Source organism: Micromonospora sp. RTBAU3-60, from assembly GCF_054963695.1.
Map to the genome: position 1 here is coordinate 58,639 of NZ_JBUEGB010000007.1, position 23,920 is coordinate 82,558.

Annotated in this window: 20 protein-coding genes and 1 riboswitch; of the genes, 10 read left to right on the forward strand and 10 right to left on the reverse strand. The window is 74.8% G+C overall.

Features of this window, described 5'->3' with window-relative positions; translation table 11 throughout:
- The first annotated feature begins 20 nt into the window (after positions 1–20).
- Positions 21–2,207, forward strand: coding sequence for an ATP-dependent DNA helicase (locus ACY34I_RS09345; protein WP_462754203.1), 2,187 nt, complete (start codon positions 21–23; stop codon positions 2,205–2,207).
- A 120-nt stretch (positions 2,208–2,327) separates the two neighbouring features.
- On the opposite strand, the gene ACY34I_RS09350 is transcribed toward ACY34I_RS09345, so the two are convergent.
- The gene (locus ACY34I_RS09350; RefSeq protein WP_462754359.1) at positions 2,328–3,608 is read right to left on the reverse strand and encodes an AI-2E family transporter; all 1,281 of its coding nucleotides are present in this window, start codon (positions 3,606–3,608) and stop codon (positions 2,328–2,330) included.
- Positions 3,609–3,780: 172 nt separating this feature from the next.
- Here ACY34I_RS09350 and ACY34I_RS09355 point away from each other — a divergent pair, with 172 nt between their 5' ends.
- Both ACY34I_RS09355 and ACY34I_RS09360 read left to right on the forward strand, forming a co-directional pair.
- Positions 3,781–4,128: a GroES family chaperonin gene (locus ACY34I_RS09355; protein ID WP_462754204.1), complete on the forward strand. Its 348-nt coding sequence runs from the start codon at positions 3,781–3,783 to the stop codon at positions 4,126–4,128.
- A gap of 76 nt (positions 4,129–4,204) precedes the next feature.
- Entirely contained in the window at positions 4,205–4,372 is a 168-nt protein-coding gene (locus ACY34I_RS09360; RefSeq protein WP_462754205.1) for a hypothetical protein, read from the forward strand.
- A gap of 79 nt (positions 4,373–4,451) precedes the next feature.
- On the opposite strand, the gene ACY34I_RS09365 is transcribed toward ACY34I_RS09360, so the two are convergent.
- Positions 4,452–5,939: a PrsW family intramembrane metalloprotease gene (locus ACY34I_RS09365; protein WP_462754206.1), complete on the reverse strand. Its 1,488-nt coding sequence runs from the start codon at positions 5,937–5,939 to the stop codon at positions 4,452–4,454.
- Positions 5,940–5,962: 23 nt separating this feature from the next.
- Positions 5,963–6,083, forward strand: a riboswitch (SAM riboswitch).
- Between the two features lie 49 nt (positions 6,084–6,132).
- On the opposite strand from ACY34I_RS09365, the gene ACY34I_RS09370 reads away from it, so the two are divergent.
- The gene (locus ACY34I_RS09370) at positions 6,133–7,452 is read left to right on the forward strand and encodes an aminotransferase class V-fold PLP-dependent enzyme (RefSeq protein ID WP_462754207.1); all 1,320 of its coding nucleotides are present in this window, start codon (positions 6,133–6,135) and stop codon (positions 7,450–7,452) included.
- A 26-nt stretch (positions 7,453–7,478) separates the two neighbouring features.
- On the opposite strand, the gene ACY34I_RS09375 is transcribed toward ACY34I_RS09370, so the two are convergent.
- A complete protein-coding gene (locus ACY34I_RS09375) occupies positions 7,479–8,741 on the reverse strand; it encodes an FUSC family protein (RefSeq protein WP_462754208.1) in 1,263 nt (420 codons plus the stop codon).
- Between the two features lie 68 nt (positions 8,742–8,809).
- On the opposite strand from ACY34I_RS09375, the gene ACY34I_RS09380 reads away from it, so the two are divergent.
- Positions 8,810–9,451: an HD domain-containing protein gene (locus ACY34I_RS09380; protein ID WP_462754209.1), complete on the forward strand. Its 642-nt coding sequence runs from the start codon at positions 8,810–8,812 to the stop codon at positions 9,449–9,451.
- Here ACY34I_RS09380 and ACY34I_RS09385 read toward each other — a convergent pair.
- Positions 9,417–9,704, reverse strand: a complete 288-nt coding sequence (locus tag ACY34I_RS09385) for a DUF4031 domain-containing protein (RefSeq protein WP_462754210.1) — start codon at positions 9,702–9,704, stop codon at positions 9,417–9,419. The genes ACY34I_RS09380 and ACY34I_RS09385 overlap by 35 nt on opposite strands.
- A 58-nt stretch (positions 9,705–9,762) precedes the next feature.
- On the opposite strand from ACY34I_RS09385, the gene ACY34I_RS09390 reads away from it, so the two are divergent.
- Positions 9,763–11,163 (forward strand): FAD-binding oxidoreductase, encoded by a 1,401-nt coding sequence (locus ACY34I_RS09390; protein ID WP_462754211.1) that lies wholly within the window; start codon positions 9,763–9,765, stop codon positions 11,161–11,163.
- A 3-nt stretch (positions 11,164–11,166) separates the two neighbouring features.
- On the opposite strand, the gene ACY34I_RS09395 is transcribed toward ACY34I_RS09390, so the two are convergent.
- Both ACY34I_RS09395 and ACY34I_RS09400 read right to left on the reverse strand, forming a co-directional pair.
- On the reverse strand, positions 11,167–11,643 hold the full coding sequence (locus ACY34I_RS09395; RefSeq protein ID WP_462754212.1) for a hypothetical protein: 477 nt from the start codon (positions 11,641–11,643) through the stop codon (positions 11,167–11,169).
- Between the two features lie 94 nt (positions 11,644–11,737).
- Positions 11,738–13,543: a glycerol-3-phosphate dehydrogenase/oxidase gene (locus tag ACY34I_RS09400; protein WP_148793697.1), complete on the reverse strand. Its 1,806-nt coding sequence runs from the start codon at positions 13,541–13,543 to the stop codon at positions 11,738–11,740.
- A gap of 73 nt (positions 13,544–13,616) precedes the next feature.
- Here ACY34I_RS09400 and ACY34I_RS09405 point away from each other — a divergent pair, with 73 nt between their 5' ends.
- The 3 genes from ACY34I_RS09405 (at position 13,617) to ACY34I_RS09415 (ending at position 17,492) form a co-directional block, all read left to right on the forward strand.
- The gene (locus ACY34I_RS09405) at positions 13,617–16,157 is read left to right on the forward strand and encodes a S8 family serine peptidase (protein ID WP_462754213.1); all 2,541 of its coding nucleotides are present in this window, start codon (positions 13,617–13,619) and stop codon (positions 16,155–16,157) included.
- 70 nt (positions 16,158–16,227) lie between these two features.
- Positions 16,228–17,157 carry a GNAT family N-acetyltransferase gene (locus tag ACY34I_RS09410; RefSeq protein WP_462754214.1) on the forward strand — a complete coding sequence of 310 codons (930 nt, stop codon included), beginning with the start codon at positions 16,228–16,230 and terminating at the stop codon, positions 17,155–17,157.
- A 92-nt stretch (positions 17,158–17,249) separates the two neighbouring features.
- A complete protein-coding gene (locus ACY34I_RS09415) occupies positions 17,250–17,492 on the forward strand; it encodes a hypothetical protein (protein WP_148793234.1) in 243 nt (80 codons plus the stop codon).
- A gap of 65 nt (positions 17,493–17,557) precedes the next feature.
- Here ACY34I_RS09415 and groL read toward each other — a convergent pair whose 3' ends face one another.
- The 3 genes from groL to ACY34I_RS09430 form a co-directional block, all read right to left on the reverse strand.
- Positions 17,558–19,180 (reverse strand): chaperonin GroEL, encoded by a 1,623-nt coding sequence (gene groL, locus ACY34I_RS09420; protein ID WP_148793233.1) that lies wholly within the window; start codon positions 19,178–19,180, stop codon positions 17,558–17,560.
- A 278-nt stretch (positions 19,181–19,458) separates the two neighbouring features.
- Positions 19,459–20,949 (reverse strand): hypothetical protein, encoded by a 1,491-nt coding sequence (locus tag ACY34I_RS09425; RefSeq protein WP_462754215.1) that lies wholly within the window; start codon positions 20,947–20,949, stop codon positions 19,459–19,461.
- Between the two features lie 108 nt (positions 20,950–21,057).
- Positions 21,058–21,261, reverse strand: coding sequence for a cold-shock protein (locus ACY34I_RS09430; RefSeq protein ID WP_013288855.1), 204 nt, complete (start codon positions 21,259–21,261; stop codon positions 21,058–21,060).
- A 223-nt stretch (positions 21,262–21,484) separates the two neighbouring features.
- Here ACY34I_RS09430 and ACY34I_RS09435 point away from each other — a divergent pair, with 223 nt between their 5' ends.
- Positions 21,485–22,015 carry an N-acetyltransferase family protein gene (locus ACY34I_RS09435; protein WP_462754216.1) on the forward strand — a complete coding sequence of 177 codons (531 nt, stop codon included), beginning with the start codon at positions 21,485–21,487 and terminating at the stop codon, positions 22,013–22,015.
- Between the two features lie 227 nt (positions 22,016–22,242).
- On the opposite strand, the gene paaN is transcribed toward ACY34I_RS09435, so the two are convergent.
- Entirely contained in the window at positions 22,243–23,916 is a 1,674-nt protein-coding gene (paaN, locus tag ACY34I_RS09440) for a phenylacetic acid degradation protein PaaN (protein WP_462754217.1), read from the reverse strand.
- Between the last annotated feature and the right edge of the window lie 4 nt (positions 23,917–23,920).

A 23,920-nucleotide genomic window follows, 5' to 3' on the forward strand; every position in this document is an offset into this window, starting at 1 on the left:
GGATCGCGCCACGCGGCCGGATGGGCGGGACCGCCGTCGGCCGCGGCGGGTACGGTCGCACGGTGACCCCGCCCCGTACCGCCACCGGTCCCACCGTCGGAAAGCAACGTCGGGGCACCCGGCCCAGCGGCGACGAGCTGCTGGCCGCGGCGGTCGGCGCGGTCCCCGGCGGCGCGGCGCGACCCGGCCAGCAGCAGATGGCCGAGGCGATCGAGCGGAGCATCGCCTCCGGCGAGCACCTGCTGGTCCAGGCCGGCACGGGCACCGGCAAGTCTTTGGCATACCTGGCCCCGGCGCTGACCGTGGACGGCCCGGTGGTGGTCTCCACCGCCACCCTGGCGTTGCAGTCCCAGCTGGTCGACCACGACCTGCCCCGGCTGGCCGACGCGGTGGAGCCGCTGCTCCGCCGCCGCCCCACCTTCGCCGTGCTGAAGGGCCGGCACCACTACCTCTGCCTGGCCCGGCTGGACAGTTCGGTCGAGGACGAGCCGGAGGAGGCCCTCTTCGACGCGCCCCGGCCCGGCGGCGGCACCAAGTGGCTCGGCGAGGCGGGCCGGCTGGGCAAGCAGATGCAGCGGTTGCGCGACTGGGCAGAGGAGACCGCCACCGGCGATCGGGACGAGCTCGACCCGGGCGTCGACGACCAGGTCTGGCGGTCGGTCTCGATGCCGGCCCGGGAGTGCGTGGGCGCCACCCGCTGCCCGTTCGGCCAGGAGTGCTTCGCCGAGGCGTCCCGGGCCCGGGCCCGCGAGGCGGACATCGTGGTGACCAACCACAGCCTGCTCGCCGTCGACATGCTCGCCGGCCGGCACATCGTGCCGCCGCACAAGCTGCTCGTGGTGGACGAGGCGCACGAGCTGGCGGACCGGGTGTCGTCCGCCGCCCAGGCGGAGCTGGTCCCCGAGCTGATCGACCGGTCCGCCCGCCGGGCCCGGCCGCTGCTCCGCCCGGAGGTCGCCGAGCGGCTCACCGAAGCGGGCGACGCCCTCGCGGTGGGGCTGGCCGAGGCACCGGCCGGGCGACTCACCGCCGGCCTGCCGCCGGCCCTCCGGGAGGCGTGCACGCTGCTCGACGCGGCGACCCGGGCCGCGCTGGAGGCGATCGGCGAGGTCAAGGCCGACGACCCGGACCCGGTCCGCAAGCAGCAGGCGAAGGCGGTGCTGGACGAGCTCTCCACCACCGCGCAGCGGCTGCTGGAGGAGGCCGACCACGACGTCGCCTGGGTGGAGAGGCCGGAGAACGGCAGCCGGCGGGCGCTGGTGGTCGCGCCGCTCTCGGTCGCCGGCACGCTCGCCACCCACCTGTACGACGAGCGCACGGTGGTCGCCACCTCGGCCACGCTGGCGCTGGGCGGCCGGTTCGACACCGTCGCCCGGGCGCTGGGGCTGGAGGCGCCGCCGCCCGCCCCGCCCTCCCCGGCCGCCGCCGCGCTGGCCAGCGCGGCCGCCGCCGGCCGCACCGGCACCGCCGCCGCGCCGGTCGCGAGCACCGCGGGCAGCCGCGCCGCGGTCGGCACCGTGCCTGCCACCGACGGACCCGGCTGGCGGTCGCTCGACGTCGGCTCGCCGTTCGACTACGCCCGGCAGGGCATCCTGTACGTCGCCGCGCACCTGCCCCGGCCCAGCGTCTCCGGGCTGCCCGAGGCGGCCGGCGAGGAGCTGCTGGCGCTGGTCGGCGCGCTCGGTGGGCGTACCCTCGGGCTCTTCTCGTCGCGACGGGCCGCGCAGCAGGCGGCGGAGCTGCTCCGCGCGCGGACCGACCTGCCGGTGCTGCTGCAGGGCGAGGAGGCGCTGCCGCTGCTGGTCCGCCGGTTCCGGGAGGAGCGGGAGAGCTGCCTGTTCGGGGTGATGTCGCTCTGGCAGGGGGTCGACGTGCCGGGTGACGCCTGCCAGCTCGTGGTGATCGACCGGCTGCCCTTCCCCCGGCCGGACGAGCCGCTCGCCGCGGCCCGGGCGGCCGCGGTGGACGCGAGCGGCGGCTCCGGTTTCGCGGCGGTCAGCGTGCCGATCGCGGCGGTCCGGCTGGCGCAGGGCGTCGGCCGGCTGATCCGGGCGACCGGCGACCGAGGCGTGGTGGCGGTGCTCGACTCCCGGCTGGAGACCGCCCGGGGCTACGGCCCGTTCCTGCGGCGCTCGCTGCCGCCGTTCTGGTACACCACCCGGCCCGATGTGGCCCGGGGCGCGCTGGAACGCCTCGGCAAGTCCTGATCCCGGCGTTGCTCCACTCCGGGTGCGGCGGGCGCCCTCCGCACCGCCCTCGGCCAGGTCGCGGCCTCCGGCCGGGCGGCCGCGCCGGGCGGCACCCGGAGTGGCGCGGGACAGGGTGGGTCAGGGGGCCTGGGAGGCGACCACCACGGCGTCCGGTGGGGTGTCCGGCACGGTCCGGGCGGCGAGCCGGCGGATCGCGGTGTTGAGCACGGCGATCAGCGGCACCGCGACGAGCGCGCCGGCGATGCCGGCGAGGACCACCCCGGCGGCGATTCCGATGATCACGGCGAGCGGGTGGATGGCGACCGCCCGCCCCATGATCAGCGGCTGGAGCACGTGCCCCTCCAGCTGCTGCACCCCGATCACCGCGCCGAGGATGATCAACGCGGTCACCGGGCCGCTGTCGACCAGCGCCACCAGCACGGCCACCCCACCGGAGAGCGCCGCCCCGACGATCGGGATGAACGCCCCCAGAAAGACCAGGGCGGCCAGCGGGAAGGCGAACGGGATGTTGAAGACGACCAGGAAGATGCCGATGCCGACCGCGTCGATGAAGGCGACCAGCACGGTGGCCCGGACGTACGCGCCCAGCGTCGACCAGGAGGCCCGGCCGGCGTCGTCGACCTTCCACCGGGCGGCCACCGGCAGCAGCCGGACCAGGAACCGCCAGATCTTGTTGCCGTCGCGGAGGAAGAAGAAGGTCGCGAAGAGCACCAGGACGGTGCCGGTGAGCACTTCAGCCAGCGTGGCCGTGGCGGAGAGGGCGCTGGTGGTGAACGTCTTGGAGTTGCCGCTGATCCAGGTCTGCGCCTCGTCGATGTAGTGGTTGATCTGGCTGTCCGACACGTGCAGCGGGCCGGTCTTGAGCCAGTTCTGGATCTGCCGGACGCCCTGCGACGACTTGTCGCTCAGTTCCGGCACGCCCTGGATGAACTCGTTGACCACCAGGGTGAGCGTGCCGACGACCGCGGCCAGGCCGCCGACCAGCACCACCCCGGTCGCCAGCGACCGCGGGAAGCGGGCCTTGAGCAGCCAGCCGACCGCCGGCGCGAGCAGCGCGGAGAGCAGCAGCGCGATCGCCAGGGGGATGATCACGATGCGGATGGTGCCGATGATCTTGAGCAGCGACCAGGCCACGATGCCGATCACGATCAACCGCCAGGACCAGGCGGCGGCGATCCGCATCGCGTGCGGCACCTCCGCGTCGTCGCGGCTACCGGTCGAGGTGTGCAGGGCGGCCGGGGGCTCCACCCCGACCACCGTCGCCGCAGCGGGAGCGGCCGGGCCCGGCGTGGACGGCGAGGCGGCCCCCGACTCCCCCGGCGCGTGGTCGGGGTCGGTCCGGCCGGCCCGCGCCGAGTGGCGACCGGACTCGTATGCACGGCGGAGCCGTCTGCGCATCCGCTCGAAGCGGCTCAAGCGCACCTCCCGCAAATCTGGTCCGCCCACGCACAGGGGGGACAGGATACGTCCGTCCGTCCCACCCTAGGGCGAGATCGCCACACATTGCCCGTGTCGCGCCCCGATCAACCACGCCGACGGTCAACTCCGGGGCACGCGGTAGCGTCTTCGCGTGACCGCCGACCAGAACCTCGACTCCGGCCTGCCGATCCGCCTGCTGCACGACCGCGTACTGGTGCGTACGGAGGGCGCCGACGGTGAGCGCCGCTCCACCGCCGGCATCGTGATCCCGGCCACCGCGGCCGTGGGCAAGCGACTGGCCTGGGCGACCGCGATGGGGGTGGGCCCGCACGTGCGCTCCATCGTCGCCGGCGACCGGGTGCTCTTCGACCCCGACGACCGCTCGGAGGTGGAGCTGCACGGGCGGGCGTACGTCCTGCTGCGCGAGCGGGACGTGCACGCCGTCGCCGCCGAGCGGGTGGAGAACGAGCCGACCGGATCGACCGGCCTCTACCTGTAACCGCCCGCCCCGGGGTGCCGTTTGCGCCGCTTTCCGCTGGGAAGCCAGGCAACCACCAGCGCCCTGGGGAGGGACCATGCCGGTATTCCTGAAGAAGCTGCTGATCGTGGGAGCGGTCGGCTTCCTGATCTTCTTCATGGCGTTCCGGCCGGACGGCGCGGCGCAACTGTTCAAGTCGATCGGCGCCGTCCTGATGGCCATCGCCCAGGGTCTCGGCGACTTCCTCACCAGCGTGATGACCTGACCCTCCCCACGCTCGGCCGGACGAGGCCGCCAGGCGCCGGGGCGCGGCGTTCTCGGGCCGGACCAGCCGGTGGGCGCCGTCAGGCGCCGGGGGGCCAGGGCGCGGCGGTTCTCGGGCCGTACCAGCCGGGTGGGCCGTAGGCGCCCGGGTGGGGCGGGGGCGGCGGCTGGGTCAGCACCACCGGGATCGGCACCACGGGCTCGTCCGGAGCCGCCACCGGGCGCTGCGAGCCGTCCGGGAACCGCAGGTGGTAGCGCTGCCCGTCCCAGACCCCGACCGGGGCCTGCGGGTCCCGACCCACGAAGAACGCCCGGTACGCGGCGATCGCGTCCAGCAGCTCCCGTTCCTCCCGCAAGGTCCGGTCCCGTTCGGCCGGTTTCCGGTCCAGCCCGCGGCGCATCCCGTCGCGCAGCAGCGCCAGTCGGGTGGCGGCGAACTGGTAGCCCCGCATCGCCTTCACCCCGCCGTCGCCGGCCACCCGCCGGGCCCAGGTACGCGCGGCGTGCCGCCGCCCGAGGCTGCCCAGCGCCGCCACCTCCGGTGGGGTGAGCCAGCCGGCCCGGACGTAGTCCGGCAGGATGCGCTCGGTGAGCCGCCCCTCCCACGCCCGCAGCCAGATGGCCAGCCCGACCATGCCGAAGAAGATCGGCACCATCACGCCGATGTAGCCGTACAGCACGATGATCGGCTGCCCGGTGGCGGCGGCCAGCGACGGGAGCAGGTTCCAGGTGCCGTGCAGCATCATCGCCAGCAGGAGGCCGGCGATCAGGGCGAGGACGCGGATCCGCCGGTCGGCCGTACGGGCGGCGACGCCCAGCCCGACCCCGGTCATCGAGGTGAACAGCGGGTGGGCGAAGCCGAAGAGCAGGATCCGCACGATGAAGATGGCGATCACCTGCTGGGCGCCGGTGGCCGGCCCGTACTCCTCGACGCCGGTGCGGTAGCCGTATCCGCCCAGGTAGAGGATGTTCTCCACCATGGCGAAGCCGACCGCGGAGAGCCCGCAGTAGACCAGCGCGTCGGTGATCCCGGAGAACTCCCGGCGGCGGAAGATCAGCAGCAAGATCGGCCCGGCCGCCTTGGTCAACTCCTCGATGAACGGGGCGACCAGCACGGCGGTCAGCGCCGTCGGCAGCCCCCAGTCCTTGAACAGCCGGGCGCCGGTCTCGTTGACCAGCAGCGAGATGGCGGTGGAGACGAACGCGCCCCAGGCGAAGCAGAAGATCAGGTATTTCAGCGGCTCCGGCTCGTACCGGTCCAGCCAGAGGAAGCAGGAGACCAGCACCGGCACCGGCAGGATCGCCGCGACCACGCCGACCAGCAGGGCCTCGGCACCCAGGCTCTCGCCGAGGGTGAAGACCATGAACACCACGCCGGCGGCGATCAGCAGCACCACCGCGGCGAGCGCCAGGATCCGCCGCCAGCCGAGCCGGCGCAGCGGCATCCGGGGGGTCGACGACCCCGGCGGCGGGAGGGCGGGCGCGGACGGCGGCGGCAGGGCGCCGCCGGGCGGGGTGTCGGCCATGCGGTCAGCGTAGTCACCCGTGCCCCTCTGGTCCGGCCGCATCCGGCCCGCTATGCTGCGGGGCAGGTCACGAGCGCCAGCGTCAAGCCCCGGCTTGCTGGCCGGCAACCCTCGTCGAGTTCGCGGTGGGGTGCCCCGGGTGATGACCGGGCCCAGCCCGAACCGCGTGCTGGGCAAGCGCGGACCCCGTCCCGGTAGCCCACCCCGGGGTCCCCTGGACCCGGGAGATTCCGGCATGACCGTCACCCTCGTACCCTCGCTGCCCTCGCTGCCGGCGCCGACCCGGCCGGACCCGCTGGGCGTGCTCGGCGTACCCGGAGAGATCAACCTCGACCACGCCGCCAGCGCGCCGTGCGCGCAGGCCGCGGCCGACGCGGTGGCCGAGCTGCTGCCCTGGTACGCGAGCGTGCACCGCGGCGCCGGGGCGCTGTCGCGGCGCTGCACCCTCGCCTACGAGCGGGCTCGGCAGACGGTCGCGGACTTCCTCGGCGCCCGCCCGGACGATCACCTGATCTTCACCCGCAACACCACCGACGCGGTCAACCTGCTGGCCCGGGCGCTGCCCGCCGGCACCACCGTGGTCACCTTCGCCGGTGAGCACCACGCCAACCTGCTCCCCTGGCCGCGTGGCTCGGTCCGGCTGCCGGTGCCGGCCAGCCCCGCCGAGGCGGTCCGCGCCCTCGACGCCGCCCTCACCGAGCTGCGCCGCGGCACCGCCACCGGGTCGGGTACGCCGGCCGGGCGGTCGCGGCCGCCGGCCGGTGCCGAGAGCCGGCCGGGCCTGCCGGTGCTGGTCGCGGTGACCGGCGCGAGCAACGTGACCGGGGAACGCTGGCCGGTGGCCGAGCTGGCCCGGGTGGCGCACCGGCACGACGCCCGGATCCTGGTGGACGCGGCACAGCTCGCCCCGCACGTCCCGGTGGACCTGGCCGCGCTGGACGTCGACTACCTGGCCCTGTCCGGGCACAAGCTGTACGCCCCGTTCGGGGCGGGCGTGCTCGTCGGGCGCGGCGACTGGCTGGACGCGGCCCCGCCGTACCTGGTCGGCGGCGGGGCCACCAGCCACGTCGGCACGGCCACCCACGAGGTGCGCTGGGCCAGCGGGCCGGCCCGACACGAGGCGGGCACCCCGAACCTGCTCGGCGCGGTGGCCCTCGCGGCGGTCTGCACCGCGCTGGCCGAGGCGGACCGGGACGCGCTGCACGCCCAGGAGCAGGCCCTGCTGACCCGGCTGCGGACCGGGATCGCAGCCCTGCCGCACGTGGTGGAGCTGCGCACCTTCGGGCCGGACGCGCCCCGGGTGGGCATCGTCTCCTTCGTGGTCGCCGGGCGGGACTCCGCCGAGGTGGCCGCCCACCTGGCCGACGCGCACCGGATCGGGGTCCGGGACGGGCTCTTCTGCGCCCACCCGCTGGCCCGTCGGCTGCTCGCCGAGGCGGCCGCGCGCAGTGGCCGGCGCGACCTGCCGCCGACCGCGCTGCGGGCCAGCCTCGGCCTCGGCAGCACCGCCGCCGAGGTCGACGCCCTCCTCACCGCGCTGGCCACCCTCCCCTGACCGGCCGCCCCGACCACCGGGGCGGGTCAGCCGACCGGGGGTGCGGTGGGGGGCGGGGACGCGCCCTGGTCGGGCTGGCTGGCCGCCCGCTGCTCCCGTTCGCCGAACGCCTGCCGGATCAGCCGGTTCGCCTCCTCCTGGTCGATGCCGGAGGCCACCATGAGGTCACTCGCCGCGGTGCGGACCTGCGCGATCACCACGCTGCCGGAGAAGCCCACGCCCTCGGCGTACGCCCGGCTGGCCTCGCTGACCGCACGCAGCGACCGCTCCCGGGCCTTCTGCGGCTCCTGTCCCGCGGAGAACTCGTGCCGCAGCACGCGGACCGACTCCGCGAGGTGGGCGATCGCGTCGGGCATCGGCTCGGGGATGGGCTCCTCGTCCTCGATCAGGGTGACCGAGCGACGGATCAGGGTGCCGCTGTTGCGCATCGCTCGGTCGATCGGGTCGGCCGCCTCCGCGTAGTGGGTCAGCTCGCTGCGCCGGTGCCAGCGGGCCGGCGAGATGGTGGCGGTCTCCTTGGCGCCCTCGATCGCCTCGGAGAGCGCGGCCAGCTCCTCCTTGTTCTCCCGGAGCCGGAGCAGCGCCTGCTGCGCCGCGTTCCGGTCCCGTCTGCGCAGCGCCTCCGCGCAGGCGTCGAGCTGATCGGAGAGGAGGTCCAACGCCGGCCGGGCGGCCCGGTTGATCACCCGTAACGGGTTCAGCGGCAGCAGGATCGCCGTGACGATCAGCGCGATGCTCCCGCCCACGAACGCGTCGATGAAGCGTGGCACCTCCAGGTTCTTGGTGGACGGGCTCAGCGTCACGATCAGCACGGCGGTGGCCGCCGCCTGGATCACCACGGCCACGCTCGCCCCGGCGAAGATGCTCAGCAGGATCGCCGCGGTCACCACCAGACCGAGCTGCCAGGCACCGGTCCCGAGGAGGTAGACCAGGCCGTCGCCGAGCGCCACCCCGATGGCCACTCCGACGATCAGCTCCACGGTCCGGCGGAACCGCTGGCCGACGGAGGCGGCCAGGGTGCCCACCGCGGAGATCGGCGCGAACACCGGTTGCGGGTTCTTGAGCAGCCGGTGGGAGACCAGGTAGGCCAGGGCAGCGGCGAGACCCGCCTGGACGGCGAGGCCGGCGGCGGTACGCACCCGGTGCAGCCGGTCGTGCCAGGTGGCCTTGCTCCGGTGGCGGAGCTCGTCCATCGCCTCGGCGATCCGGGCCCCGTCGACGTCGACCAGCCCTTCGCGCAGCCGTTTACGCCGCAGGAACGGCAGTCGTCGGTCCCGGGCCCCGGCCATGGCCGGGACTACCCGGTCCGCACCCGGTGAATCCTCCTTCTCGCCGATGGTGGGGCAGACTGCACCGGGTGGAGGAGCTGATCGAGCGGTGGCAGGACGCGGCCCGGGCGGCGGGGGCGGCCGATCCGGCCGCCGTGGCGCGCGCCGGGGCGCGGCTGCTGGCCGGGTGGCGGGAGCCGCATCGGCACTACCACACGGTGGCGCACCTGCGGGCGGTGCTGGACGTGGTCGACGCGTACGCCGGGCAGGCGCGGCGGCCGGAGCTGGTCCGGCTGGCGGCCTGGTGCCACGACGCGGTGTACGACCCGCGGGCTGGCGGGGACGCCAACGAGCGGGCCAGCGCCGAGCTGGCCGGCGACCTGCTCGCCGGGCTCGGGCTGCCGCCGGACGCGGTGGCCGAGGTACGCCGGCTGGTGCTGCTCACCGCCGGGCACGCGGTGCGGGCGGACGACCCGGACGGCGCCCTGCTCTGCGACGCCGACCTGGCGGTCCTGGCCGCCCCGCCCGAGGGGTACGACCGTTACGCCGCGTCCGTCCGGCGCGAGTACGCCCACGTCCCCGACCCGGACTTCCGCGCCGGCCGGGCGGCGGTGCTGGCCGGCCTGCTGGCCCTGCCCGCCCTCTACCGCCTGCCCGAGCCGCACGCCCGCTGGGAGGTCCCGGCCCGCGCCAACCTCACCCGGGAACTCGCGACCCTGCAGGCCGGGTGAGGTGTTTGGGGCGGCGGAGTCCGGCGTCCCGCAGCAGCCGGACGAGGTCCCGGGAGGGGACCACCCGGGCGCCGAGCCAGACGGCCATCGGGAACCGCTCCGCCGGCAGGTCGTAGTGGTCCCGGTCGAAGCCGCGGCGGGGCGCGCCCAGCGCCTCGGCGAAGGCGTGCAGCTCCGCGTACGAGACGTCGCTGATCAGGTGCGACCAGAGCCGTCCCCGCGAGGGCACCGCCGGCCGGTCCAGGTACAGCATGGCGACCAACGGTACGCCCGGTTGATGATCACGACGATCACGACCTAGCCTTCCCGGCATGGCCGCCATCCCCCTCCTCGACGATTTGCGGGCCGCGCTCGGCGACGCCGCCGTGCTGACCGACCCGGACCTGCTCCGCACCCACGAGCGGGACGAGGCCGACCTCTGCACGGCCGGTACGCCGCTGGCCGTGGTCCGCCCGCGCACCACCGGGGAGGTCGTGGCGGTGGTCCGGGCGGCGGCCCGGCACGGCGTACCGGTGGTGCCGCAGGGGGCGCGGACCGGGCTGGCCGGCGCGGCGAACGCGGTCGACGGTGCGGTGCTGCTGAGCACGGTGGCCATGGACCGGATCCTGGAGATCGACCCGGTGAGCCGGATCGCCGTGGTGCAGCCGGGCGTGGTCAACGCCGCGCTGGCCGACGCGGTGGCGAAGCAGGGGCTGTGGTACCCGCCGGACCCGGGCTCGTGGGAGTCGTCCACCATCGGCGGCAACGTGGCCACCAACGCCGGCGGCATGTGCTGCGTCAAGTACGGCGTGACCACCGAGTACGTGCTCGGCCTGGAGGTGGTGCTCGCCTCCTGCGAGGTGCTGCGCACCGGTCGGCGCACCGCCAAGGGGGTCGCCGGTTACGACCTGACCCGGCTCTTCGTCGGCTCCGAGGGCACCCTCGGCGTGATCACCGAGGTGACCGTCTCGCTGCGGCCGGCGCCGGAGGACTCGCTGACCCTGGTCGCGGTCTTCCCCACCACGGCGGCGGCCGGCACGGCGGTCGCCGGCATCGCCGAGCGCGGGCTCACCCCGAGCCTGCTGGAACTGCTGGACCACACCCACCTGCGGGCCATCGAGGCGTACCGGCCGATGGGGCTGCGGACCGACGCGCAGGCGCTGCTGCTGGCGGCGGTGGACACCGGCGGGCGGGCGGCGGACGACCTGGCCGGGATCGCCGAGGTGTGCACGGCGGCCGGAGCGGACGAGGTCTACGCGGCCACCGACGCGGCGGAGGCGGCGGCCCTGCTCCAGGCTCGGCGGCTGGCCCACCCCGCGATGGAGAAGTTCGCCGCCGACACCTTCCCCGCCGGCAACGGCGGCCTGGTCATCGACGACGTGGCGGTGCCGCGCGGCGCGCTGGCGGCCCTGCTCGACGGGGTGGCCCGGATCGCCGAGGAGTGCGGCGTGCCGATCGGCGTGGTGGGGCACGCCGGCGACGGCAACATGCACCCGAACATCGTGGTCGACCGGGCCGACCCGGCCAGCGTGGCGCGCGGCCGGCGGGCCTTCGACGAGATCATGCGGCTCGGGCTGGAGCTCGGCGGCACCTGCACCGGCGAGCACGGCGTCGGGCTGCTCAAGCGGGACTGGCTGGCCCGGGAGATCGGCCCGGTGGGCATCCGGGTGCACCAGGCGATCAAGCAGGCGCTCGATCCGGCCGGCCTGTTCAACCCCGGCAAGGTGTTCTGACGCTCAGCCCTTGTCCTCGGCCGGGGTGACCTGGGTGAGCAGCAGCAGGATCCGGTTGGCCACCGGCGGCTTCTCCTCGCCCGGGCAGTCCTGCGAGGTGATGGTCAGCCCCGGCGGGATCAGCAGGGTGGAGGTCAACGCGTCGATGCAGCTCTGCTTGTAGCGGCGGGCCTCGTCGGTCTCCTGCGCCAGGGCCGGGTCGGCGAGCATCCGCTGCAACCGCCGCGTCTGCTCCGGGTTGAGCGACCCGGTCGATTCGACCCCGTCACCGGCGCAGTCCCGGCACTGCCACCGCCCGCTCGGGTCCACGTCGAGCGTCCGGACCGGGCCGTCGATGCCCAGCCGCTGCACCAGCGAGACGCGTCGGGCGTCCGTGGTGGCGCTCGATGCCTGGCCCGCGTCCGGCGTGGTGGCGCCCTCGGCCGGACCGATCAGCGAGCAGCCGGTCAGGGCGGTCGCCAGCAGGACGCCGGCGGACACGGGGAGAACGCGCGACCATGATGGACGAAGCACGCAGGGAACCTACACTTCCATAGGTAGCGCCGGTACCCTCCGGAGCGACGTTACCCGCTGGTCACCGTGGGGACGACGGAAGCTCGTCCCCGCCCCGGTCCGCCGCGAAGCCGCGGACGTCCGGGGCGCCCAGCCGCGCCGCGTCGGCGGCCACGTCGTCCGGCATCGCCTGCGACCGCCGCTCGGCCTCCACCCGGGCCCGGTAGTGGGCGACCTCGCGGGCCCGGGTCGCCTCGTCCCAGCCGAGCACCGCGCCCATCAGCTCCGCGGCGTGCTCCGCCGACTCCAGGCCGCGGTGGCTGGTCTCGATGGAGATCCGGGTACGCCGGGTCAGCACGTCCTCCAGGTGCAGCGCCCCCTCGGCGCGGGCCGCGTAGGTCACCTCGGCGGCCAGATATTCGGGGGCCCCGGCGAGCGGCGAGCCGAGCAGCGGGTCGGTGCCGACCAGGGCGAGCACGTCGAGGGTGAGCGTGCCGTACCGCTCCAGCAGGTGCTCGACCACGCCGACCGGCACCCCGTGCCGGCGGGCCAGGTCGGCCCGGTCCCGCCACATCGCCGCGTACCCGTCGGCACCGAGCAGCGGCAGGTCGGCGGTACGCGACGGGCGCGTCCAGCCCAACCGGTGCACCGCCCGGTCGACCACGTCCGAGGCCATCACCCGGTACGTCGTGTATTTGCCGCCGGCCACCAGCAGCAGCCCGAGCATCGGCTCGACCACCGCGTGCTCCCGGGAGAGCTTCGAGGTGGAGTCCGCCTCGCCGGCCAGCAGCGGGCGCAGCCCGGCGTACACGCCCTCGATGTCGTCGGTGGTGAGCGGGCGGTCCAGCACCGTGTTGACCTGCTCCAGCAGGTAGTCGATGTCCCGCGCGGTGGCCGCCGGGTGGGACCGGTCCAGCCGCCAGTCGGTGTCCGTGGTGCCGATGATCCAGTGACCGCCCCACGGGATGACGAAGAGCACGCTGGTGGCGGTCCGCAGGATCAGCCCGGCCTCGCCGGTGATCGCCGAGCGGGGCACCACCAGGTGCACGCCCTTGGAGGCCCGGACCCGCAGGCCGGGGCGCAGCCCGACGTCGTTGAGCATCCGCGACATGTCGTCGCTCCACACCCCGGTCGCGGCGATCACCGTGCGGGCGCGTACCTCGAACTCGGCGTCCGGCGAGCCGGTGGGCGCCTCCAGGTCGCGGACCCGGACCCCGGTGACCTCGCGGGCCTGCCGGAGCAGCCCGACCGCCCGGGCGCTGGTCACCACGGTCGCCCCGAGGCTGGCCGCCGTCCGGGCCAGCGTCACTACCAGGCGGGCGTCGTCGACCTGCCCGTCGTAGTAGCGGATCGCCCCGGCCAGCTGGTCGGCGCGCAGGCTCGGGAAGACCCGGCGGGCGCCCTCGCGGGTCAGGTGCCGGTGCAGCGGCATGCCACGGCCGCCGCCGAACACCCCGGCGAACGCGTCGTAGGCGGCCACCCCGGCGCCGTAGTACGACCGGCGGAAGAACCGCCTCGGCAGGTCCCGCGGCCCGCCCTCGGCGGGGAGCGGCACCAGGAACGGCACCGGCCGCACCAGGTGCGGGGCGAGCCGGGTGGCGAGCAGCCCTCGCTCGGTCAGCGCCTCGTGGACCAGGTGGAACTCCAGCTGCTCCAGGTAGCGCAGGCCGCCGTGGATGAGCTTGCTGGACCGGCTGGAGGTGCCCGCGGCGTAGTCCCGCGCCTCCACCAGGGCCACCTTGAGCCCACGGGACGCCGCGTCGACGGCGGCACCCGCCCCGGTCACCCCACCGCCGATGACCAGCACGTCGAAGCGCTCGGCGCGGAGTCGGCGCAGGTCGTCGGCGCGGCGCTCGGCGGAGAGCTGACCGGCCACGGATCGGGACACGTTCGGGTCGCGCACCCGTCCACCGTAACCGTCCGCGCGCTTCGACGACACGTGCCGCCCGGGCCGTACGGTGATGGTCATGGACGTCGGTCCCCCCGCTGCCCCGGTCCCGCCGCCGGCTCCCGCTCCCCGCCAACCCGGGCCGTGGCCGGTGGTCGCCGCCGTGCTCACCGGCGCCTGGGCCGTTCTCGTGACCGTGCCGAGCCAGGTCGCCGGCTGGTTGGTCGACCAGGTGGTGCTGACCACCGGCCTGCCCCGCGCGGTGCTGGCCTGGCCGGTGGTCGCGCTGGCCAGCGTGCTGCTGGTGGGCGCGCCCACCCTCGCGTTGGCGCTGCTGCCCCGGTCCCCGGCGGTCCGCGCCACCGGCCGCGCCTGGCTGGCCGGGACGCTGGCGCTCGGCGCGCTGACCCTGCTGCGGACAGTGCCGCCGGTGCACGAGGAGGCGTACCTGGCCGCGCTGGCCGCCGCGGCCGCCCTGCTCGCACTGGTCGTCGGCCGGCTGTCGCGCGGCCGTGCGGAGGCCGCGCCCGCCCCCCTCGTAGCCGGCCGGGGCGGGCCGGCGGCGGGCCCGGAGCACGGCCCGGCTGGCCCGGTCGGCGGGCCGCCGGGCTCGGCCCACGCGCCGGCGGGTGGCGGTGGGCCGGCCGGCGGGCGGCGGTTCGACGCCGCGACCCTGCTCGCGGTCGCCGCCGGGCTCGCCGTGCTGCTGCCCTGGGCCTGGGTGGGCGCGCTCGGCGGGGCGCTGGAGACGCTGCTCGCCGCCCTCGCCGCCGCCGCGCTCGGCGCGCTCGCGGCGGCCCTGCTCGACGCCGCCTTCTGGGCCCGGTTCGCCGTCGGCGCGCCGCCCCGGCCGGTCCGGCTGGTGCTGGTGGGCGGGCTGGTCGCCGGCGTCACCCTGGCGCTGCTGGCCGCCGCGGCGGGGCAGTCCGGGGCGCAACTGCCGGCGCTGTTCCTGCTGCCGCCGCTCGGCGTCGTGCTGGGCGCGCTGGAGGTCGCGGCCCGGCGTGCGGGCCGGCCAGCCGGCCGCCGTCCGGTCCGCTGGCTGGTCGGCCTCGCGCTGCTCGGGCCGCTGGCGTTCACCGACCCGGAGGAGATCACCGTCCTGCTGGCCGCCAGCCGCGACGTGCCGTACTGGGTGGCGGTGGGGACCGGCGCCGCGTTCGCCGTCGCGGTCCTGCTCGCCGTCGGGTACGGGGTGCTGCTGGCCCGGCCCCGCGCCCGCGCCCCGCGCCGGGGCGCGGCCGGGCTGACCGCCGCGGCGCTGCTCGCCGCCGTGGCCGTGGTGTACCTCGTCCCCGGCCAACCCGGCCTGCACGGCGAGCGGCTGTTCGTGGTGCTGCGCGAACAGGCCGACCTGACCGGGATCCCGACGGCGCCCGGGCGGGCCGGCCGGAACGCACGGGCGGCCGAGGTGTATCGGCGGCTGGTGGCCACCGCCGACCGGACCCAGGGCGACCTACGCCGCGAGCTGAGCCGGCTGCGCCTGCACCCGACGCCGTACTACCTGGTCAACGCCATCGAGACGGACGGCGGGCCGGAGGTGCGGGCCTGGCTGTCCGGGCGGCCGGAGGTCGGCCGGGTGCTGGTCAGCCAGCGACTGCGCCCGTTGCCGGCGGCGGCGCCCCCGGCGCGCGGCAACCAGCCGGCGCCGACCGGTCCGGTCTGGAACGTGTCCCTGATCGGCGCCGACCGGGTCTGGTCGCAGCTGGGCGTGACCGGCACGGGCGTGGTGGTGGGCAGTTCCGACTCCGGAGTGGACGGCCGACACCCGGCGCTGGCCGCCGGCTTCCGCGGCGGCGACGACTCCTGGTACGACCCGTGGGAGCACCGCCGCACGCCGGGTGACCGGGGTGGTCACGGCACCCACACGGTCGGCAGCGCGGTGGGCCGCGGCGGGATCGGCGTGGCCCCCGGGGCGGACTGGGTCGCCTGCGTCAACCTGGACCGCAACCTGGGCAGCCCGGCCCACTACCTCGACTGCCTCCAGTTCATGCTGGCCCCGTTCCCGCCGGGCGGAAACCCGTTCACCGATGGCCGGCCGCAGCGCGCGCCCGATTTGCTGACCAACTCCTGGGGCTGCCCACCGATCGAGGGCTGTGACCCGGGTGCGCTGCGGCCGGCGACCGCCGCGCTGGCCGCGGCCGGCATCCTGGTGGTGGCCGCCGCCGGCAACACCGGCCCGCACTGCGGCTCGGTGTCCGACCCGCCGGCGCCGTACCCGGACGTGCTGACGGTCGGCGCGGTGGACCGGGACCGGCAGCTCACCCGCTTCTCCAGCCGGGGACCGGCCGCCGGGGGCGTCGCCAAGCCGGACCTGGTCGCGCCCGGTGCGGGGGTGCTGTCGGCGTTCCCCGGGGGCGGTTGGACCACCCTGGACGGCACCTCGATGGCGACGCCCCAGGTGGCGGGGGTGGTGGCGCTGATGTGGTCGGCGAATCCCGCGCTCGTCGGCGATCTGGCCCGGACCCGGCGGATCCTCCTCGACACCGCCGCCCCGGCCGGCGTACCACCGGACGCGGCGCGCTGCGGCGGCCCCGCCGACGAGATCGGCGCCGGCCTGGTCGACGCGTACGCGGCGGTCCGCGCCGCGCAGCGGGCCGGGGCCGCATCCTGACGGCGGGTCTCCGGTCGACGGCCGGTCGGGCGGTGCCGGACGGCCGCCGGATGACCTAGGGTCGGCGACCATGGACGCGGAGATCATCGAACTCGGCCCGCACCGCCTGCCCGCGGTCGTCGACCTCTGCCGGCGGGCCCTCGACCTGCCCGAGGACGCGGCCGAGGCGTCGGCCATCGTGGACACCCTCGCCGCCCGCGCGGCGGCCGACCGGCCGGTGCTGCGGCTCGGCGCGGTACGCGGCACCGAGCTGATCGGGGTGCTGGTCGGATCGCGATCCGGACGGGACCCCCGGCTCGGCCACGTGGACCTGCTGGCGGTGGCGCCGGGGGAACGGCGCCGGGGCGTCGGGCGGGCCCTGCTGGCCGAGGCGGAACGGCGGCTCGCCGGGCTGGGCGCGGCCGAGCTGCTGCTCGCCGGGAATCCGCCGTACTACGCCTGGCCGGGGATCGACGTGCGGTACACCCCGGCGGTCTGCCTCGCGCTGCGGCTCGGCTACCGGCAGGACCGTACGGCGTGGAACATGACCGCGGACCTGACCGACGGCGCGCCGGCGCTGCGTACCACGGAACCCGCCGAACGCCGGCTGGCCGACCAGGGCGTCACGGTACGCCGGGCCGAGCCGGCGGACCTGCCGGCGCTGGCGGCGTTCGCCCGGTCCACCTTCGGCGGGGCATGGGACGGCGAGTTGGCCGGTTCGCTGGGGCGGCCGGACGCGGGGACGCACCTGGCCGAACGGGACGGCGAGATCCTCGGCTTCGCCGCTTACGGCTCGTCCCGGCCGAGCTGGTTCGGGCCGATGGGCACGGCCCCGGCGGCCGAGGGCTCGGGCATCGGCGGAGTGCTGCTCCGGCGCTGCCTGCGCGACCAGGCGGCGGCGGGAATCGGCACGGCGCAGATCGGCTGGGTGGGTCCGGTGCCGTTCTATGCGAACGCGGCGGGGGCCCGGATCGAGCGGGTCTTCTTTCTGTACCGGAAAGCGCTGGCCGGACAAGAATGACTAATAGGGCGAAAAGTGCATAGACGCTAATAATGCCATTCCGGCCCGTGGCCATTGACCGCCCCCTACGGTCGAGTCATAAGGAGGCAGCCATGACCACGGACGACGAACGGACCGATGACCAGCCCACGAGCTGGCACCCGGTCGGCGAGGTCTCCGGCCAACTGCCGTTCGACCGGCTCGACTACGGCGACGCCGAGCAACTGGTGGAGATGGCCGGCGTCGACGAGCCGTCCGGCGACGAACCGCTGCAACTGGTGGACGAGCCGATCCGCATCCCACCCCCGTACGAACGGGCGCACAAGCGGCGGAACCAGCGGCGGCTGCCGACGTGAGACACGGAAAGGGGGCGGACCGCTGACGCGGCCCACCCCCTTTCGGCGTGCTGGTGGAGCTGGACTCAGAAGTCCATGTCCCCGCCACCCGGGCCAGCCGGGGCGGCCGGGGTCTTCTCCGGCTTGTCCGCCACGACGGCCTCGGTGGTGAGGAACAGCGCGGCGATCGACGACGCGTTCTGCAGCGCGGAACGGGTCACCTTGGCCGGGTCGATGATGCCCGACGCGAGCAGGTCGACGTACTCGCCGGTCGCAGCGTTGAGGCCGTGGCCCGCCTCGATGTTGCGGACGTGCTCGACGACGACGCCACCCTCCAGGCCGGCGTTGACGGCGATCTGCCGCAGCGGGGCGTCCAGCGCGATCTTGACGATCTGGGCGCCGGTCGCCTCGTCGCCGGTCAGGTCCAGCTTGTCGAAGGCGGTCTTGCCGGCCTGCACCAGCGCGACGCCACCACCCGGGACGATGCCCTCCTCGACGGCGGCCTTCGCGTTGCGGACGGCGTCCTCGATGCGGTGCTTGCGCTCCTTCAGCTCGACCTCGGTGGCCGCGCCGACCTTGATCACCGCAACACCGCCGGCCAGCTTGGCCAGACGCTCCTGCAGCTTCTCCCGGTCGTAGTCGGAGTCGCTCTTCTCGATCTCGGCCCGGATCTGGTTGACCCGGCCCTGGATCTGCTCGGCGTCGCCGGCGCCGTCGACGATGGTGGTCTCGTCCTTGGTCACCACGACCTTGCGGGCGCGGCCCAGCATGTCGAGGCCCACGGCGTCGAGCTTGAGGCCGACCTCCTCGCTGATGACCTGGCCACCGGTGAGGATGGCGATGTCGGCGAGCATGGCCTTGCGGCGGTCACCGAAGCCCGGCGCCTTGACGGCGACCGACTTGAAGGTGCCCCGGACCTTGTTGACCACCAGGGTGGCCAGGGCCTCGCCCTCGATGTCCTCGGCGATGATCAGCAGCGGCTTGCCCGACTGCATGACCTTCTCCAGGATCGGGAGCAGGTCCTTCACCGACGAGATCTTGCTGTTGACGATCAGGAGGTACGGGTCGTCGAAGACGGCCTCCATACGCTCCGGGTCGGTCATGAAGTACGCGGAGATGTAGCCCTTGTCGAAGCGCATACCCTCGGTGAGCTCCAGCTCCAGGCCGAAGGTGTTGCTCTCCTCGACGGTGATGACGCCTTCCTTGCCAACCTTGTCCATCGCCTCGGCGATGATCTCGCCGACGCTGGTGTCACCAGCCGAGATGGAGGCGGTGGAGGCGATCTGCTCCTTGGTCTCCACGTCCTTGGCGAGCTTCAGCAGCTCCTCCGAGACGCTGGCCACGGCGGCCTCGATGCCCCGCTTCAGGGCCATCGGGTTGGCACCGGCGGCCACGTTGCGCAGGCCCTCGCGAACCAGGGCCTGGGCCAGGACGGTCGCCGTCGTCGTGCCGTCACCGGCGACGTCGTCGGTCTTCTTCGCGACCTCCTTGACCAGCTCGGCGCCGATCTTCTCGTACGGGTCCTCGAGCTCGATCTCCTTGGCGATGCTCACACCATCGTTGGTGATGGTGGGGGCACCCCACTTCTTCTCGAGCACGACGTTGCGGCCCTTGGGGCCGAGGGTCACCTTCACGGCGTCGGCGAGCTGGTTCATGCCCCGCTCGAGGCCGCGGCGCGCCTCTTCGTCGAACGCGATCATCTTGGCCATACGGCGTTGTCCTCCTGGACACTCACGGGCCACCCGCGGGGGTGCCCCCCGGATGGGCCGCCTGGTGTACGCACCTTGGGACGCCGCCACCTGGCGACGACGACGTCCGCCGGCCGGGCCGGATAGCCCGCGACGACCGGCCTCGTGCCACCCCGGCGCCATCGAGACACCGGCGTGGCCGTGGCCCTACCGCCCCGACCATTTGGCACTCAACGTACGCGAGTGCCAATGACCTGTTTAGCACTCTCCCTAGCCGAGTGCAAGCACGATGCCCCCGCTCAGCCGAGTTCCGTGGCCAGTCGGGCGGCGTTCACCGGGCCTTCCTGGGCCCGCTGCTCGGCGTACGTGACGACCAGTCCGACCAGCTGCGCCAGGTAGACCGGGGTGACCAGCACGGCGGCCACCAGGGACACCGCGACCGCGCCGGCCGCCGTACCCGGGGCGGACATCGGATCGACCCCGAACGGGAGCTGGCCGACGCCCTCGATGATCCCGCCGACCAGCGAGCCGACGATGACCGCCGCCGCGACCAGCGCCACCCGGCCCAGCACCATCCCGAACCGCTGGTGGAACATCCGGAAGGCGCGGCCGATCGGCTCCTGCCGCTCGAAGAGGTAGACCGGACCGAACAGGGCGACCGCGAAGGCCGCGTAGATCCCCGGCAGCACGCAGAGGCAGAACCCGACCGAGATCAGCAGGGTCGCGACAATGGTCCAGCCCCAGACGCCCAGGGCGCGGCGCCACCCGTACCGGAGGGCGGCCCCGACACCGACCGGCTCGCCGGCCGCCTGGCGGGCCACCACCCAGGTGCCCGCGGCCCAGCCCGCGCTCTGCAGCGGGCCGAAGATCAGGGCGGCCAGCAGGATCAGGCCGTAGAGGGCGAAGATGTCCTGGAAGTAGCCGTCCGGCAGGACCGGCGCGCCGTCCGGCGCGGTGGTGGGCTCCACCGCCGGGACGAGGACGAGCGTGAGGACCGAGATCACCGCCGCCGGGAGCGTCTGGGTGAGCAGCATGATCGGCAGCAACTGACGCCAGCCGCGCTGCATCGCCCCGCTGCACCGGGCGAACCAGCCGCCGATGCCCGCGTGCGGCGGCGTGACCAGCGGGTCACCCGGGTCCGCGCCCGGATACCAGCCGTACGGCTGGCCCGGCATGGGGGCACCCGGCCAGGCGCCGGCCGGCACCGGTCCGCCCGCGGCCGGCCACACCCAGCCCGCCGCCGGCCCGGCCGGATCCGTCGGGTACGTCCCCCAGGGCTGCCCGCCGGGCACGCCATACTCCGGCTGACCCGGCACGGCGTACCCGGGCTGGCCTGGCACGGCGGGTTGGTCGGGCGGCGCGGGCGGCGTGAACTGGCCCGGCACGACCGGCTGGCCATAGTCGCCGGGCACCGGCTGGCCGGGCGGCGCGGCTGCCACGGGCTCGGCCGGCACCACCGGATACCCGGGCTGGCCTAGTTGGCCGGGCACCGCCGGATGCCCGGGCTGGCCGAACTGGCCGGGCACCGCCGGATATTCGGGCTGGCCGGGCGCCACCGGAAACCCGGGCTGGCCGGGTTGCGCCGGCGTGGCCGGGTAACCGGCGGTGGGCTGGGCGGGCACACCCGGCGCTGTCGGGGTGGACTGTCCGGCTGTGGCCGGTTCGCCCGCGTGGCCCGGCGTCGAGGCCGGCTCGTGGGCCGGCGACGTCGACCGGGTCGGGTCGGCCGGAGGACCGGACGACGCCGGGGGGACCGGCTCGGTGGAACCCGACGGGGGCTGGTCGGACATGAACCCTCCTCAGCGTGGCGGCTGGAACGGCTCATGATCTTTCACGGTGCACGCCGGCACCGCAGCCCCTGATCGGGTGGAAAGGCCGCCGGTCGGGCGGCGACGGGGTCAGGCGATGACGCGGACCCGCTCCGCCTGCGGGCCCTTCTGGCCCTGAGCGATCTCGAACTCGACCCGCTGGCCGTCGTCCAGCGCCTTGTAGCCGTCCATCTCGATCGCGGAGAAGTGGACGAAGACGTCCTGCCCGCCGTCGACGGCGATGAAGCCGTAGCCCTTTTCGGCGTTGAACCACTTGACGGTGCCCTGTGCCACGGTGCACTTCCTCACTCTGCGCGGCGTTCCACAACCCGGAGACCGGCGGACCGGCACCGGCGGACCACCCGTTTCGGCGGATCGGTGACGACCGCTGAATCGGTGACCGAAATCGCACGCTACACGAGGCGTGACGACCGCGCACGACCCCAAATCGGGCATATTCGGGCCAGCACTCGACCCCGGCGGGCAGGGACGGTGCCTGGTCCGGTATGCAGGCGACATGAGCAGCGCGCCGATCACGACCATGGCCCGCACCGCGACCGTCCGCCGGGTCCGTGCCGAGGACGCCGCGCGGATGCGGGCGCTCCGGCTGGAGATGCTCGCCGACTCGCCGCTGGCGTTCATGGAGACCGTCGCCGAGGCCGCCGCCCGGCCGCACGCCGACTACGCGGCCCGGATCGCCTCGGTCGCCGAAGGTGCGGTGACCGCCCAGTTCGTGGCCGATCCGGGCGGTCGGCTGGTCGGCCACGCCGGCGGCACGGTCGTGCCGGGCGAGCCGGGGCTGACCGTGATCTATGCCGTCTACGTCACGCCGGCCTGGCGCGGCAACCGGCTGCTCGGCGCGCTGGTGGACGAGGTGGCCGCCTGGTCCCGCGCCTGCGGCCGCCCCGAGCTGATGCTGGAGGTGGTGGTCGGCAACGACCGCGCCTACCGGGCCTACCAGAAGCTCGGCTTCGTCGACACCGGTGTACGCGTCCCACACCCCAAGATCCCCGCCCTCAGGGAACTCCAGATGCGCCGCCCCGCCTAGACCCCGCCCCGCTGACCGAGGGCCCATCCCACGGCGGTCACCCCCGGAGACCACCCGCTGACCGCGGACCTGACCCAAGGCAGCGCCCCTGAGATCAACACCCTGGCCGAAGCGGTGCGCTCAGGGTGACGCGGACGGGTTTCCGGGGCAGGCCGCCTCGCGGAGGGGATCAAGCCTGATCGCCCGGAGCGAGGTGGCCTGCCCCGGAAACCCCAACAGCAACAGGATCAGACGTGCCGGCGCGACTGCACGATCCGGAACCGGTTCGAAACGTACGCCCCGTCCGTCAGCGCGGAATTCGCCGCCGGGTTCGCCCCCGAGCCATGGAAGTCGGAGAACGCCGCCGACTGGTTGACGAAGACCCCGCCGGTCAGGTTGCAGGACAGGTGCACCCCCGCGTCGATCGCCGCCCCCTCGGCCGCGTCGAGCACCGCCTCGTCGGTGGAGTAGACGCCCGCGGTCAGCGCGCCCTTCTCCCCCACCGTGCTGCGCAGGATGTCCAGGCTGTGCGCGGTCGAGTCGGTCGCGATGGCGAACGAGATCGGCCCGAACCACTCCCGCGAATAGGTCGCCGTGTCCGCCGCGTCCAGCTTGACGATGGTCGGCGTACGCACCACGGCGCCGGGGAAGGACGGGTGCTCGACGGTCCGCGACTCCAGCACCGGCTCGCCGACCTTGGTGACCTCCTCCAGCCGCTCCAGCACGCCGTCGTTGACGATCGCGCCGGTCAGCTCCACGCCGCGGGCCGGGTCGGCGGTGAGCTTGCCGACCGCCCCGGCGATGCCGGCGGCCACCTCGTCGAAGCTCTTGTGCCCCTGGTCGGTCTCGATGCCGTCCCGCGGGATCAGCAGGTTCTGCGAGGTGGTGCACATCTGGCCGCTGTAGAGGGTGAGCGTGAAGCCCAGGTTGCGGCACATTCCGACGAAGTCGTCGGTGGAGTCGATGACCACCGTGTTCAGGCCGGCCTTCTCGGTGTAGACGGCGGCCTGCCGGGCGTTGGCCTCCAGCCAGTCGCCGTACTCGGTGGAGCCGGTGAAGTCGACGATCTTCACGGCCGGGTGCAGCGCCAGGGCCGACGCAAGCTTCTCGCCCGGCGCCTCCGGCGCGAGCTGCACCAGGTTGGGGTCGAAGCCGGCCTCGGCGAGCACCTGCCGGGCGTACTTCACGGTGATCGCGAGCGGCAGCACCGCGCGCGGGTGCGGCTTGATGATCACCGGGTTGCCGGTGGCCAGCGAGGCGAAGAGCCCCGGGTACGAGTTCCAGGTCGGGAAGGTGTTGCAGCCGATCACCAGCGCCACGCCGCGCGGCACCACGTGGAAGGTCTTGGTCATCCGCAGCGGGTCGCCCTTGCCGGCGGCCTTCTCCCAGCCGGCCGTCGCCGGGTGGCGGGTCATCTCGGCGTACGCGTAGGCGATCGCCTCCAGCGCCCGGTCCAGCGCGTGCGCGCCGCCGGCCTGGAAGGCCATCACGAACGCCTGGCCGCTGGTGAACTGCACCGCGTTGGCCAGCTCGAACACGTTCCGGTGCAGCCGGTCGAGGATCTCCAGGCAGACGCCCGCCCGGGCCTGCGGGCCCGCGTCCCGCCAGGCCGGCAGGGCGGCGGAGGCGGCGGCCACCAGCTGGTCGGCGGTGGCGTGCGGGTAGCGCACGTCCAGCTCCACGCCGAACGGGCTGACCTCGGTGGCGACCGTCTGCCCGTCACCCGGCTGGTCGAGCGGGAAGTCGGCCTTCAGGTACGCCTCAAACGCCGCCTTGCCGTCCGCGGCGGCGGTCTCGCCGTACACCCGTGGGCTGGGCGACTCGGGGTAGGCGGACCAGTACCCGCGCTCCGTGATGGCGGTCAGCGCTCGGTTGAGGGTGTCGGCGTGCCTGTCGTACAGGGGGTGCGGGGTCTCCGTCATGCCC